The organism is Prevotella marseillensis, from assembly GCF_900625065.1.
In the GTDB taxonomy this organism is placed as follows: Bacteria; Bacteroidota; Bacteroidia; order Bacteroidales; family Bacteroidaceae; genus Prevotella; species Prevotella rara.
Genome location: NZ_UYXY01000001.1, coordinates 1,214,982 through 1,229,583, shown reverse-complemented (window position 1 = coordinate 1,229,583; position 14,602 = coordinate 1,214,982). Strand labels below are relative to the sequence as shown.

Sequence of the window (14,602 nt, the reverse complement as noted above, 5' to 3'; positions counted from 1 at the left end):
TTTTTACATACTGAATATAACCGTTCTTATATTTCCTAGTAATGGCTTTATTGATGTCATAACAGAAGCTTTATCCGTACCATCCCCCAATATCGTTTCTAAATTCAGTATTAAACACAAACGCTTTCCTCTTATTTTATTTTGTACATATTCAGGAATGGCATTTTGTGATTTTGATATTGATTCAAGCGCATATTTAGGACTTCCACCTGAATAAAATTGCATATCATCTGAAACACCAAAATAATAATTGAAAGTTCCATTTGTATAATAATATGAGTTTTTATTCCAATCAATAATTTTACACCCAGCCAAACATGACTCTCTCCAATATCCTATATCTTTAAGAAATGCATTATTAGAAAGTTGGGCGCTCATCTGGGGTATATTTCCTCCTTCATTAAAAGAATGTATAATAATAGACATATCGCCATTAATACTTTTTATTATATTATCCATATCAATAGCAGTATTCATTCCTGCTAATAACGCTTGAATAGAATTATTAGAATGAAGCAATTTAAGAAATTCTTTTCCATCAACATTCAAGAATATACCTAAAGAGGCATTAATAGGCATACTTGCAGAATAGGTGCCTCGAATTGGCCTAAATGTCTTTTTATTTTCTTTTATAGCATTATTTATATGTTCATTCAAGGAATACGTTTCACCTTTTATGTTTACGCATCCATCTTCACCTTTAACAAATTCAGCTGCAATCATTATTTGTGATGCATCAGCGTCTTTTGGTGCCCCAATAGTGAAAGGGGCGACAAACTTTTCTGGCAATGCGGCAGCTTGAGCTACCATGGATACGGAACTTTCTAGACTGTCTAGTTTTTGAAACATTGGTGAGCCTTTTATACTCTTGCTGTCATCCTGTTCTAGAAATTTTATCATTTGTCGCTGCATATCTGCCTGTTGAATAGGCAAAATAGGTCCCATTACCAATAGTGCATCTGATGAAAACCCTAAAATCCATGTGTCTTTTACAGATGTAAATTTAAAACCTTTACGTGTTGTTAAGTTCTTACAATATCCAGCTTTTTCTAATTTTTTAATCCAATTACTTATATTATCTTCGTCATCAACCTTAGCTACAAGCCCTATATTACCATCAACAGTTTCAAATACATATGCTTTAGTAGAGAAATCCAAACCGCTAGCATCTGCATCTTTAAGTTTTAGTACATCTTTAAGGTAATCTAATTGCTTATCATCTGATGTATTATATAGTTCTTGTAAGTCTACTGAAATAACCGCGGTACTATTTTTAGGTATGACATTCAGATAATCATCAGATGAACACGATGATAAAATAAGCATGCAAAATAGTAATTCACCCCAAAATATCAATGGATTTATTATATTTTTTTTCATCTTTATAAAGATTACTAATACCTTTAATATTTATGTTATTTCCTTAAAACTAATTGAGTCATTAATGTTGCCGATAAAGCTGCTGTTTCTGTACGCAAGCGGCTTTTACCTAATGAGATTGACTCATAACCATTTTTAATTGCAAGTTTAACCTCGTCTATTGAGAAATCTCCTTCTGGACCGATCAATACAGTGATGTTTGTTGCTTCATTTGTATGAATTAAAGGAGATATCTCTGAGAAAAAATCTTTTTTATTTATTTCTTCATAGCAATGAGCAATATATTTTTTCCCTTCACGAGGCGTTGATACAAATTCTTTGAAAGAAGTCATTGCATTAAGCTTCGGTTTCCAAGGCTTTCTACTTTGCTTAACGGCAGCAACTACTATTTTATCTAGCCTGACAGTACGCATAACTTTTCGTTCTGAGTACTTACAATTCAAGAATGTTATCTCATCAATGCCAACTTCAGTTGCCTTTTCGCAGAACCATTCTACCCTATCCATCATTTTTGTTGGTGCCATTGCGATATTTATATGTCCTCTCCAAGTTTTTTCTTGTGGCAGACATTCTTTAATTTCATACATACATCGTTTTGTTGCTGCAATAGTAACAACAGCCCGATAGAATGTTCCTTCACCGTCCATCAGAAACATTTCATCGCCACTTTTAAGACGCAGAACACGTAATGCATGTAAAGCTTCGTCCATTGGAAGTTCTGTTAAATTGGCAGCTTCTGGAACATAAAAAAATCTAACCTCTTTCATCTATTTCACTTAAATTATTGGCCTTATTACTATTTCTTTCACGTCTTTTCTTTTCGTCCCGCAAATGCGAGGCCAGTTCGTAATTTTCTTCCAGAATTGCTTTTTCTAATGCAGCTTGTAGCATTTTATCGCTAATAGTATTTACAGGTAATGATACTCCTCTTGAGTTCTCACTATACGCAACAGATTGACGTGCCAAGAGCACTGAGTCGATGTATATAGGTATTTTTCCTACATATGAAAGTAATACCGCATCCGAAGCTCTGATAATCTCAGCCTTTTTAGTTTTTTTGTCATAAAGAGTAGTCCTATATTGCCCTTCGACTAAATCATCAATTAGGAGTTCATATCCTGAATCAGGATTAATCCCTTGCATTCTGCATAAGACTTCAGGTAACATTATATTTACAATAGGTATCTCCTTTGTCCGCAATTCTAATTGTACAGCCATTGCTTTATCGCAAACTATTGATATTTGTCGCATATTATTTTCATCTGTCAAAATCAATAGTCCCATGTCTTCAGTCCCTACAATTTCAGTAACTCCTTTGAAAATTAATCTTTCTTTTGTTGCCATAAAATGATAAAGAAAAATTATATTTAAGATTTTTTTGTTTCAGATTTAAAAAATAGAACAAATAACAAGGCAACCAATAATGCATATCCAGCAAAAATAAGCCATGTTGACCGCCAGTCACCAAGTAAATACATCCCTTTCCATTTGCAGAAATGATCAACAACAGCCCCCGCGGCTAAAGTTCCAACAGATGCACCTATTCCATTTGTCATTAACATAAAGAGACCTTGTGCTGATGCTTGAATAGAAGGATCTGTCTCTTTTTCTACAAACAATGCACCGGATACATTAAAGAAATCAAATGCCACTCCATATACCAGCATCGAAAGAATAAACATCCATAAACCATCTCCTGGGTTTCCTAAACCAAAAAGTCCAAATCGTAATACCCAAGCTATCATTGCCATAAGCATGACAATTTTAATACCAAAACGTTTTAAGAAAAATGGTATTAACAATATACAAAATGCTTCTGACATTTGAGATAAAGAAGTTAATAAGGTCGCATTATTTGCCCCAAATGTATGTGAGTATTCTGCGTTACCGCTAAAACTTGTTATGAATGGCGTTGCATATCCATTCGTTACTTGTAATGACATACCGAGCAGCATTGAAAAAATAAAGAATAATGCCATACGTTTTTGTCCAAATAACTTGAACGCGTTTAGTCCAAGTGATTCATATAATGACATGCTTTTACCTTTTTCTGCTATGGCGCATTGTGGTAATGTAATGGCATACAGTGCAAGTACTAATCCTAAAACGCCAGAAACAAAAAACTGCATAAAGCTATATTGGAATCTGCTCTCAGAAGTTACACTAAAGAAAAATCCATCTTCTGCAGTGTAGGCTGCACAGTTAACGAACCACATTGCTGCAATAAATCCAACTGTGCCTAAAACTCGTATTGGAGGAAAATCTTTAATCGTATCATATCCATTTCTTTTCAATGTAGCAAATGCCACTGTGTTCGATAATGCAAGTGTAGGCATATAAAATGCAACACTTAATGTATATAATGCGATAAAAATACCTTTTTCTTGTATTTGATTTCCAAGGCCGGTATTGTATCCTATCCACCAACACCCAAGCATAAATATAGCTGCAAGAAAATGGCATATACCCAATAATCTTTGTGGCTGGATCAGTTTATCCGCAATTATACCAATTATTGTTGGCATAAAAATAGATACAATTCCCTGAATTGAATAGAACCATGGTATTAAATCTCCAAGCCCCGCAGAGCCTAAATAGTTACTCATACAAGTAAGATATGCTCCCCAAACAGCAAATTCAAGGAAGTTCATTATTGCTAAACGAGTTTTTAAATTCATATATTTAAGATTTAAAATACCATAAATTAATCTTTGCGGAAATAAGGATAACTTAACTTATGTATGATATCTTTAAACCGCTCAATAATGCAAAGATAGCGTAAAAAAAAGTATAATCAAAATAAATAACAAATTTTATATGATTGACTATATTACGCTGATATATTTATTTTTTTCCGTGAAGATTCTGTAGGATGCTGTTCATTTCGTCAAACTGTCGTCCCATATTTAATTTTAAATATATGTTATAAAGAGATGGAGCCCATTTGTCTTTTTCGTTAGGGCACATCTCTCTATATTTTTCCATATATGGTAATGATTTCTTATAATAATCTATAATCTGTGTTCTATTTTTACGCTTTGAGATTGTTGTTTTTTCTAAATCAATTGCCAGATTCAGATATGATACACCTGCATTATAATAAACATCGGGAAATGAGTTATTTTTCTTTAGAATAGTGTCGCAAACAGTAACACACTCTTGATAACTGCCCATGTTTAATAGTATATTACTTTTTGCAAATAAAAACAACACATTATCTTTATCAGAAATCAATGCTGTATCAACAATCGCCATAGCCTTGTCTAGTTGGTTCTTGCCATTGTAATAATCCATTAATCTTAAAAAAAAGAATTTAGATTTTTTATTTTCTTTAAATCCAAGATTTAATGTTTCGATATACTTTGCTGTATCTCCTTTGATCAAATATATATCCGAGAGATATTGTAAAGCTCTTCTGCGATAATTCCTGTTCGACAAAGCAAGCTCATGATATTTCAGAGCGCTATCAGGTCTATTTAATTTATATCCTGAAACTACGGTCCAAAATGCGGCAGATGATGCTAATTGATCATCATTAATGTATTTATTGGCTTCAAATAAAGGCTGTTGTGCACAATCAAGGTATGAATCCATCAATTTATAAGCAGACTCATAATTCTTCTTGTTTATAAAGAATAATCCACCATTATATAAATTACGTCTGTATTTATCAAGATACTCAGCATTTTTCTTACGATACTTCGGTTTAATTCTGCCTTTCTTATCAGGCAGTGCATCTATACTGTCTAGACTTTCATACGCTATAAACATTTTATGTGCTGTATTAAAGAAAGCAACCGTATCATAGCCTTCTTTTAAATATAATTTTTCGTTTGCTACTTCATACTGAGCGCTTACAGCATTGGCAAGCGTTTCGTAAATTTTTATATTTTGTCTATTCACAGAATCTTTAAGCAAATTGCGCATTGATGTTTCAGCCTGCTCAAGATTACTTCGACTTTTTATATCAGAACGTGCCTGACTAATTTCCTTCTTTTGAGCAGAAGTCGTAATAGAAAGTATTATTGTAACAAATAGAAAAAAATGACGCATTTATATATCTTTTAAAGATGGAGACCGATATTGTGGCCAACACCGGTCTCCATTAATTAATAATTAATATGTATTTATTTTGTCAAAGCTTCCATTTCCTTTGTTTTAGGATCATCGGCGCCATAAATTCTGTAACAGCATGTATATAATGAATATGCCCATACAGTTTTATACTGCATTTCTTTATCAAGATTCTTAGCTTTCTCTAAAAATTCAATAGCCTTTTTATAAACATCAATTATTGCATTTTCTGCTTCCGGAGAAAGTTTCTTTCCATTGGCGGTTGCACGCTCTGCAGCTTCTTGTGCTTTGTACATATAACTATTGCCTATTGATGCTAATACCGCGACATTCTCAGGCTGTTTTGAAGCTGCTTTTGACAAATCTGCAATTGCCTCGTCCCATTTGTGCTCATTCATATTAGCCTGACCACTCATTGCCAATGCAGTGAAGTTGTTCGGATCTTTAGCAAGTTTTACTTTAACAAATTCTGAAAGACCAGCCTTGTCATTAAGAGATATGAGCATTGAGCATATTGTACTGAATACCATATCATTATTTTCGTCATTTGCATAAATACTCTTAAGTTTATTTACATAATTAAGAGTATCTTCATGTGACTTCAGTTGGTTTTGCATAACTGCCAGTTTAAGCTGTAATGCATCATCTGCCATTGCTGTATCTTTGATTGCGATATCAGCATATTTTTCAGCTTTGTCATATTCCTTTGCAAAATAAGCAAAGCGCGCAGCATAATATGCCATTTGGGTTAGACTTGCGTCTGTGCTCTTATCCTGCTCTTTAAACAAAGGATAATCATTACTATCTACATAAGTTGCAAGATTCTTGTATGCAAGTGCTTCATCTTTATTCTGATAATAAATACCAGCGTTGATGAGATGGAAACGGATTGGATAAAGTCTGTCGCCATTTGACTTATGGAACTTGGGTTTCACCTTACCCTTATCGTTAGGCTGATTATCAAATTCGTCGCAGAGTACACCATTTTCTAAAGCCTGCATCACGGCATTGTAAAGTCCAATGGTATCATAAGGCTCAACTTTTGTGTTTAGCTGTGCTGCCATCTGATTACTGGTAATTGTAGCCTGCTCATTGACAACTTTCTCATAGGCTAAATCAACAAGTTTGTTGTAGCATTTAGCTTTTTGCTCAGCTGACATATTGCTGAGGTTACTTTTCAGAAGATTATAAGCTTCATTATAATCTTTAATTTTCGAAATTTGTTTATACACATCCTGTGCAAAGGCCGACATACTTAGTATAGAAGCTACGGCCAAGGTCATAAACTTTTTCATAATAGATTTATTAAAAAATAATTGTTATTGTTCATCGAATTTATCCTCATCTGATATATCAGGAAGAGTATCATCGTCAGAGTCTGTATCTGTTGGTATAGCTTGAGTATCATTTTTGAATGCCTCACTTGTTTGTGCCCATTCTTTTCTACTTTCAGCTTCAACTAACGCCTCTAGATCCGAACTCATTACTTTACATACACTTGATATTACATCATTTTTCTTTGTCAAGTTTATAAGTCTGACACCCTGTGTCGCTCTACCCATTACACGACATTCTGACACTTTAAGACGAATCAAAATACCACTTTTGTTTATTATCATGAGGTCATTCTCGTCCGTAACAACCTTTATTGCAACCAAACGGCCTGTCTTTTCTGTGATATTTAGCGTTTTGACGCCTTTTCCGCCACGATTTGTAACACGATAGTCTTCTACCTGGCTTCGTTTTCCATATCCATTTTCACTGACAACCATTATAGTTTCTTCTTCCGGCTTATTGACGACAACCATTCCTACAACCTCATCGTCTCCTTCATCAAGACGCATACCCCTGACACCGGTTGAAACGCGTCCCATCGCACGTACAGTATTTTCATGGAATCTTACAGCACGGCCATTTCTATCTGCAAGCAGCAGTTCGTTATGTCCATTAGTAAGTCTTACACCAACGACCTCATCTCCTTCAAGTACGTTTATGGCAATCACACCATTTGCTCTTGGTCGACTATATGCTTCAAGGCTTGTTTTCTTTATTAATCCTTTTTTGGTAGCAAATACTACATAATGACTATTTATGAAATCAGGGTCATCCAATCCGCGTAAACGAAGGAACGCATTAATACTATCATCGCTTTCTATGTTCAACAGATTTTGTATTGCGCGACCTTTTGAATTCTTTGCCCCTTCAGGTATCTCATAGCATTTAAGCCAATAGCAACGTCCTTTCTTTGTGAAGAACATCATTGTATTATGCATCGTTGCAGGATAAATGTATTCAGTAAAGTCCTGTTCACGACTATTTGCACCTTTGCTGCCAACTCCACCTCTGGCTTGCTCACGAAATTCTGATAGCGGAGTGCGTTTGATATATCCCAAATGACTTATTGTTATCACAACAGGATCGTTTGGATAAAAATCTTCAGGGTTGAATTCTTCGCTAGAATATTTTATTTCAGTGCGACGTGGATCACCATATTTTTCCTTTACCTCTAAAAGTTCGTCTTTCATAACCTTCTTACAAAGCTCATGGTCGTCAAGTATTGACTGTAAATATGTGATTAGCTTTTCAAGCTCTTCGTATTCAGCATGCAGTTGATCCATTCTAAGTCCAGTCAACTGACTAAGACGCATATCTACAATAGCCTTTGATTGTAATTCATCAAGTTCAAAACGTTTTTCCAAATTACGCTGAGCGTCAGATGGAGTCTTCGAGCCTCGGATAATATGAACAACCTCGTCAATGTTGTCACAAGCAATTATTAAGCCTTCAAGTATATGTGCTCTTTCTTGAGCCTTACGCAAGTCAAATTTTGTTCTGCGTATTGTTACATCATGGCGATGCTCAACAAAATAATGCACACAATCTTTCAATGTTAACAAACGAGGACGTCCTTTAACCAATGCGATGCAATTGACTGAGAATGAGCTTTGTAATGCAGTCATCTTAAATAATTTATTTAGGATGACATTCGCATTGGCATCTTTTTTCACATCAATCACAATACGCATGCCCTGACGACCGGATTCATCGTTTGCATTACTTATTCCATCAAGTTTTCCTTCTTTTACTAAATCAGCGATATATTCAATCAATTGAGCCTTATTTACGCCATAAGGTATCTCAGTAATGACAATCTTATCATGTGATTCTGTGCTTTCAATTTCTGCCTTTGCACGCATCACTATACGTCCACGACCAGTTTCGTATGCATCTTTTACTCCTTGAATGCCGTATATATAAGCACCTGTCGGAAAATCTGGAGCTTTTATATATTGCATAAGGCCTTCTGTATCAATATCTGGATTATCAATATATGCACAACATCCGTCAATAACTTCTCCTAAATTATGCGTTGGAATATTTGTTGCCATACCAACGGCAATACCATTACCTCCATTAACTAAAAGATTTGGTATCTTGGTCGGCATTACAGAGGGCTCCTGAAGTGAGTCGTCAAAGTTATTCATCATGTCGACAGTCTCTTTTTCTAGGTCGTCCATGATGTGTTCACCCATCTTTGACAATCTGCACTCTGTATAACGCATTGCGGCGGCAGAATCACCATCGACACTACCAAAGTTTCCTTGACCATCAACAAGAGTATAGCGCATATTCCAATCTTGCGCCATTCTTACCAATGCTCCATATACAGAGCTGTCTCCATGAGGATGATATTTACCAAGGACTTCACCTACTACGCGGGCGCATTTCTTATACGGCTTATCACTCGTGTTGCCAATTCCCATCATACCGTACAATATTCTTCTATGTACAGGTTTAAATCCATCACGAACATCGGGTAAAGCACGGGCAACAATAACAGACATAGAATAGTCAATATAAGAGGATTTCATTTCCTCCTCTATATTAATCTTTATGATTCTGTCTTGATCAAATGTGTTATTATCCATTAATTATAATTGTATTAATTTTCTATAAAATGCCGTTTGAGGCCATTTGCTTTCGTTTTAAGACGTTTTACATCTTTTTGGGCCTGCTAAATTAACACTTTTTTTCGACCTACAAAAAACATTTAGGGCAAAACATATAATTTTAAACTTTATTATAGACAAGAAAACTCTAAATCTTTATTTTATTGCTTCGCCATTACAAAATGGTAATAAAAGCATTTTGCCAATTACGTGATAAAATACTAAAATAATATGACATATAAATTATAAATATATGATCACTGAAATTTAGATGTAAGTCTAAAGATTTTGAATGACATCATGTACTTATGATTTAATGATACAAAAAGGCGGAAATATGATAACATTTCCGCCTTTTTGTAATGATACAGGAATTGCCTAATTAATTCAAGTTTAACGATTTTTTTATTTCTGCAATTTTATTGTTTGCTTCGCTTGTGCAACGATCATAGCACCCATTGCATTTCATTGTGCCTTTAACTTCAATATAGAATTTGATTTTAGGCTCTGTTCCTGACGGACGAACGCTTATTTTTGTTCCATCTTCACAGAACCATTGCAGAACATTGCTTGTTTCTGGCATTTCTAATTTAGAAACATTTCCGTTTGCATCACGTTGCTCCAATGTTTGATAATCTTTCCATGTAACGACCTTGCTTCCGCCAAGTTCTTTTGGGGGATTGTTTCTGAAGTCTGTCATCATCTGCTTTATCTCATCTGCTCCGCTCTTTCCTGGTTTGACAACATTTATTGTGAATTCTTTAGAGAATCCATACTCAAGATAAATGTCCATCACAACATCATAGAGTGTTTTACCTTGGTCTTTTGCCCATGCGCAGATTTCTGCTAATAGAGAACATGCAGAAACAGCATCTTTGTCACGTACAAAGTCTTCTGCCAAGAATCCGTAGCTCTCTTCACCTCCACCTATATATTGTTGTTTGCCTTCTGACAAGGCAATTTCACGGGCAATCCACTTAAAGCCTGTATAGCAGTCGCGCATTTCTATGTTTTGTTTTTCTGCTATTTTTCGTATAACTTCAGTGGTTACAATCGTTTTAACAATGAAATCCGTCGGTTTCATCAAACCTTTAGCCTGACGGTTTTTGATTATATAATACAAGAAGAGTAAACAGGTCTGGTTGCCGTTTATAAGTATCCATTCCCCTTTGTCGTTCTTGCATGCCATTCCAACACGGTCTGCATCAGGATCGCTTGCCATTACAATATCAGCATCAAGTTCTTTGGCGTCACGCAATGCCAATGTTAAGGCTTCACCATTTTCAGGGTTAGGGCTTACCACTGTCGGGAAATCGCCACTTTTAACCATTTGCTCTTTTACACAATGAACGTTTTCAAATCCCCATAATTTCAAAGAACGCGGTATTAGCGTCATGCCAGTTCCATGTAGTGGCGTATATACGATTTTAAGATCCTTCTGACGGTTAATTACTTCTGGGTCGATAGAAATTCCGTGTATGAGATCAAGATATACTTTATCTATTTCTTCTCCTATAATTTCTATGAGTTCTTTATTTCCTTCAAACTTTATGTCTTCAACGTTAACTTTGTTAACTTCGTCTATAATGCCTTTGTCGTGAGGTGCCAGTACTTGTGCGCCATCTGCCCAATAAGCTTTATATCCATTATACTCTTTGGGGTTATGGCTAGCAGTAATGTTAACACCACTTTGGCATCCCAGGTGACGTATGGCAAAAGAACATTCTGGCGTTGGCCTCATGTCGTCAAACAGATATACTTTTATGCCGTTTGCAGAAAAGATATCAGCAACGGTTTCTGCAAAAAGTCTGCTGTTGTTACGACAGTCATGGCAAACAACAACAGAAATCTGCTCACGGTCTGCAAAATTCTTTTTTAGGTAATTAGCAAATCCTTGTGTAGCCATGCCGACGGTATAAATATTCATACGGTTGCTACCTACTCCCATTATACCTCTAAGGCCACCTGTACCGAATTCAAGGTTTTTATAAAAACTTTCTATTAAATCGGTTTTGTCTTCATTTTCCAACATGGTCTTAATCTTTTCTTGTGTTTCCTGATCAAAAAAAGGTGATAGCCATTGTTTTGCCTTATTTTCACATAATGCAATTAATTCCGTGTTTTTTTCCATATTATTAATATTAGTGTTAGTAATTTTATTGTTTACAAAGGTAATAAATTAAATTCAAAAATTACGCTCAAGAATTTTTTTTTCTTTTTTTTCATCTAAATTTAATTTATACGAAGTTTTTCTATCATTTCTTTTTGCCCTATTAAAAATAAATGAGTATATTTGCGGAAATAATAACGAAACATAAGCATAGATGTATTTTTCTGGAATTATTATAGCAATATCATGTTTTTTGATTATTGGCATTTTTCATCCGATAGTAATAAAAACAGAATATTATACAGGTACAAAGTTTTGGTGGATATTCCTGATTGTAGGAATTGTCTGCCTGTTATTGGCTCTATTAATTGCAGATTCACTTTGTTCAGCTATATTAGGCATATTCGGTGCTTCATCTTTATGGTCAATAAAAGAATTGTTTGAGCAACGTGACCGGGTTAAGAAAGGATGGTTTCCAATGAATCCTAAACGCAAAAAAGAGTATTGAATATGAAAACGACATTGTTACTTGTAGGAAAAACTGACAACAAACTATATGCCGAAGGGATTGAAGACTATGTAGCCAGAACAAATCATTATACACCTTTTTGTTTGAAAATTATTCCTGAGCTTAAAAACACCAAGAGCCTTAATGAAAAACAGCAAAAAGAAAAAGAAGGAGAACTGATTTTAAAGAATATAGACGATAAAAGTTATGTCGTCTTATTAGACGAACACGGAAAAGAGTTCAGAAGTGTAGAATTTGCGGCGTGGTTGGGAAACAAGCAACAAACTATAAGGCAGTTGACTTTTGTGATAGGTGGCCCCTATGGATTCTCTCAAGCCGTATATGATCGTGCCAATGAGAAAATGTCATTATCAAAGATGACACTTTCTCATCAGATGGTTAGATTGCTCTTTACGGAACAGGTTTATCGTGCATGCACGATAATAAAAAATGAACATTATCATCATGAGTAATTTATGATTTTATATAAAGAAAACTAATATGGAAAAGACATGGAGATGGTTCGGCAAAAAAGATAAGATTACTTTGTCGATGCTAAAACAAATTGGCGTTGAAGGAATAGTCACGGCATTACATGATGTTCCTAATGGTGAGGTATGGACTAGAGAAAAGATACGCGACCTGCGTGAATATATCGAGAGTTATGGTATGCGTTGGTCTGTTGTTGAAAGCCTTCCTGTTTGCGAAAGTATTAAATATGCAGGACCGGACAGGGATGAACTCATTGAAAAATATAAAGAGAGTCTTAAAAATCTTAGTCTGGAAGGTATCCATACTATATGCTATAACTTTATGCCTGTGTTGGATTGGGCCAGGACAGATTTAGCTCATCCAAATCCGGACGGAACCAGTAATTTATTCTTCAGTCATGCTCAGTTCGCTTATTTCGACTGCTGCATACTGAAGCGTGAAAATGCAGAAGAGCAATATAGTCAAGAAGTTCTAGAGGAGGTTGAAAAGCTTAAACAAACAATGACACCTGAAGATGATCATAGGCTTGTTGAAAATATTATTGTTAAGACTCAAGGCTTTGTAAACGGAAATATTTCTGAAAATGACGAACATCCTGTAGAACTCTTCAGACAACTTTTAGATTTATATAAAGGTATAACAAAGGAACAGTTGCGAGAAAATATGAGATATTTTCTTTCTGCAATAATGCCAACATGTAATGAATACGACATGTATATGTGTGTACATCCGGATGATCCTCCATTCCCTATTCTCGGTCTCCCACGTATTGTTACATGCGATGATGACATCAGCTGGTTCTTAAAAGCCGTAGATGACCCGCATAACGGATTGACATTCTGTGCAGGTTCATTGTCTGCTGGTGCCCATAACAACGTTACTGAACTTGCACGCAAATATGCAGATCGTACATGGTTCGTGCATATGAGATCTTGTAAAGTTTTCCCTAACGGAGATTTTACAGAAGCTTCACATCTTGGCGGACGTGCCGACTTGATAGAATTAGCACGAATATTTGAAAAAACAAATCCAAACTTACCGATGCGTGTTGACCATGGACCCAATATGTTAGGCGATCTTGATAAAGGTTATAATGCAGGTTATACTTTCCTTGGACGTATGTTTGCTATGGGGCAAGTACAGGGTATTCTAGCTACAGTTGACAGAGAATTAGGAATAAATCAAAAATAAAATCACAAAATTATGAACGAACTATTTAATATTAAAGACAACGTTACTGTCATAACAGGCGGAACAGGTGTATTAGGACGTACAATTGCAAAATATCTTGCAAAAAATGGTGCAAAAGTTATCATTCTTGGTAGAAAAGAAGACGTCGGAAACGAAATCGTTGAGGACATTAAAAAAGAAGGTTATCATGCTGAATTCATGAAAACTGATGTTATGAATCAAGAATTAGTGCAAAAGAACTGTGATGATATTATTGCAAAATATGGACGTATTGATACATTACTGAATGCTGCAGGTGGAAATATGCCAGGCGCAGTAATAGCACCAGACAAAAACTTTTTTGACTTAAAAGTTGAAGAATTTCAAAAAGTTCTTAATCTGAATCTGACAGGTACAGTTATACCAACACAAATATTCCTGAAACCTATGGTGAAACAAGGCAAGGGTTCGATTATCAATTTCTCTTCAATGGCAGCATTCCGTCCTATAACACGTGTATGCGGTTATGCAGCAGCCAAAGCTGGTATAAGCAATTTTACGGCATTCATGGCAACAGAGTGTGCTAAAAAGTTTGGTGAAGGTATTCGTGTTAATGCTATTGCTCCTGGATTTTTTATAACAGAACAAAACAGAACTTTGCTTACAAATCCTGATGGCTCTTATACTCAGAGAGGTAAAGACGTTATACATCAGACACCATTTGGCAGAATGGGTGATCCGGAAGAGCTTTGCGGAACAATACATTATTTAATGAGTGATGCAGCAAAATTTGTAACAGGTACAGTTGCTGTAGTTGATGGAGGTTTTAATACCTATGCAATGTGATCAGTGCATAATATCTGCATATTACAATTACGCAAACCTTTACGTAAGTTTAATCAGGAAAAACGTAGCAAG

The 14,602-nt window shown here is 35.3% G+C and carries 12 protein-coding genes; 4 read left to right on the top strand and 8 right to left on the bottom strand.

The genetic code is table 11. The features are described 5' to 3' along the window. Window positions 1-3: 3 nt before the first annotated feature. The 8 genes from EJL04_RS05200 to EJL04_RS05165 form a co-directional block, all read right to left on the bottom strand. Window positions 4-1,380: a DUF4836 family protein gene (locus EJL04_RS05200; protein WP_125104288.1), complete on the bottom strand. Its 1,377-nt coding sequence runs from the start codon at window positions 1,378-1,380 to the stop codon at window positions 4-6. A gap of 35 nt (window positions 1,381-1,415) precedes the next feature. After that, on the bottom strand, window positions 1,416-2,147 hold the full coding sequence (locus EJL04_RS05195) for a 16S rRNA (uracil(1498)-N(3))-methyltransferase (protein WP_053399211.1): 732 nt from the start codon (window positions 2,145-2,147) through the stop codon (window positions 1,416-1,418). Further along, window positions 2,134-2,724: a bifunctional nuclease family protein gene (locus EJL04_RS05190; protein ID WP_125104287.1), complete on the bottom strand. Its 591-nt coding sequence runs from the start codon at window positions 2,722-2,724 to the stop codon at window positions 2,134-2,136. The genes EJL04_RS05195 and EJL04_RS05190 overlap by 14 nt, the downstream gene beginning before the upstream one ends. A gap of 23 nt (window positions 2,725-2,747) precedes the next feature. Next, window positions 2,748-4,058 carry an MFS transporter gene (locus EJL04_RS05185; protein WP_125104286.1) on the bottom strand — a complete coding sequence of 437 codons (1,311 nt, stop codon included), beginning with the start codon at window positions 4,056-4,058 and terminating at the stop codon, window positions 2,748-2,750. 166 nt (window positions 4,059-4,224) lie between these two features. Further along, a complete protein-coding gene (locus tag EJL04_RS05180) occupies window positions 4,225-5,433 on the bottom strand; it encodes a tetratricopeptide repeat protein (protein ID WP_125104285.1) in 1,209 nt (402 codons plus the stop codon). Window positions 5,434-5,507: 74 nt separating this feature from the next. Continuing rightward, a complete protein-coding gene (locus EJL04_RS05175) occupies window positions 5,508-6,749 on the bottom strand; it encodes a tetratricopeptide repeat protein (RefSeq protein ID WP_021854440.1) in 1,242 nt (413 codons plus the stop codon). Between the two features lie 24 nt (window positions 6,750-6,773). Then, entirely contained in the window at window positions 6,774-9,383 is a 2,610-nt protein-coding gene (gene gyrA / locus EJL04_RS05170) for a DNA gyrase subunit A (RefSeq protein ID WP_125104284.1), read from the bottom strand. Between the two features lie 403 nt (window positions 9,384-9,786). Further along, a complete protein-coding gene (locus EJL04_RS05165; RefSeq protein WP_125104283.1) occupies window positions 9,787-11,535 on the bottom strand; it encodes a phospho-sugar mutase in 1,749 nt (582 codons plus the stop codon). A 193-nt stretch (window positions 11,536-11,728) separates the two neighbouring features. On the opposite strand from EJL04_RS05165, the gene EJL04_RS05160 reads away from it, so the two are divergent. From EJL04_RS05160 to EJL04_RS05145, 4 genes are read left to right on the top strand one after another with little or no spacing between them, the layout of a single operon-like run. Beyond that, on the top strand, window positions 11,729-12,022 hold the full coding sequence (locus tag EJL04_RS05160) for a DUF4491 family protein (protein WP_021854437.1): 294 nt from the start codon (window positions 11,729-11,731) through the stop codon (window positions 12,020-12,022). Window positions 12,023-12,024: 2 nt separating this feature from the next. Further along, window positions 12,025-12,495 carry a 23S rRNA (pseudouridine(1915)-N(3))-methyltransferase RlmH gene (gene rlmH / locus EJL04_RS05155; RefSeq protein WP_125104282.1) on the top strand — a complete coding sequence of 157 codons (471 nt, stop codon included), beginning with the start codon at window positions 12,025-12,027 and terminating at the stop codon, window positions 12,493-12,495. A gap of 28 nt (window positions 12,496-12,523) precedes the next feature. Then, window positions 12,524-13,705, top strand: a complete 1,182-nt coding sequence (gene uxuA / locus EJL04_RS05150) for a mannonate dehydratase (protein WP_125104281.1) — start codon at window positions 12,524-12,526, stop codon at window positions 13,703-13,705. 12 nt (window positions 13,706-13,717) lie between these two features. Continuing rightward, window positions 13,718-14,530 carry an SDR family oxidoreductase gene (locus EJL04_RS05145; RefSeq protein ID WP_021854434.1) on the top strand — a complete coding sequence of 271 codons (813 nt, stop codon included), beginning with the start codon at window positions 13,718-13,720 and terminating at the stop codon, window positions 14,528-14,530. Window positions 14,531-14,602 lie beyond the last annotated feature (72 nt).

Coding starts and splice junctions, on each gene's coding strand:
- EJL04_RS05200 (WP_125104288.1), bottom strand. CDS start 1,380: ATGAAAAAAAATATAATAAATCCATTGATATTTTGGGGTGAATTACTA.
- EJL04_RS05195 (WP_053399211.1), bottom strand. CDS start 2,147: ATGAAAGAGGTTAGATTTTTTTATGTTCCAGAAGCTGCCAATTTAACA.
- EJL04_RS05190 (WP_125104287.1), bottom strand. CDS start 2,724: ATGGCAACAAAAGAAAGATTAATTTTCAAAGGAGTTACTGAAATTGTA.
- EJL04_RS05185 (WP_125104286.1), bottom strand. CDS start 4,058: ATGAATTTAAAAACTCGTTTAGCAATAATGAACTTCCTTGAATTTGCT.
- EJL04_RS05180 (WP_125104285.1), bottom strand. CDS start 5,433: ATGCGTCATTTTTTTCTATTTGTTACAATAATACTTTCTATTACGACT.
- EJL04_RS05175 (WP_021854440.1), bottom strand. CDS start 6,749: ATGAAAAAGTTTATGACCTTGGCCGTAGCTTCTATACTAAGTATGTCG.
- gyrA (WP_125104284.1), bottom strand. CDS start 9,383: ATGGATAATAACACATTTGATCAAGACAGAATCATAAAGATTAATATA.
- EJL04_RS05165 (WP_125104283.1), bottom strand. CDS start 11,535: ATGGAAAAAAACACGGAATTAATTGCATTATGTGAAAATAAGGCAAAA.
- EJL04_RS05160 (WP_021854437.1), top strand. CDS start 11,729: ATGTATTTTTCTGGAATTATTATAGCAATATCATGTTTTTTGATTATT.
- rlmH (WP_125104282.1), top strand. CDS start 12,025: ATGAAAACGACATTGTTACTTGTAGGAAAAACTGACAACAAACTATAT.
- uxuA (WP_125104281.1), top strand. CDS start 12,524: ATGGAAAAGACATGGAGATGGTTCGGCAAAAAAGATAAGATTACTTTG.
- EJL04_RS05145 (WP_021854434.1), top strand. CDS start 13,718: ATGAACGAACTATTTAATATTAAAGACAACGTTACTGTCATAACAGGC.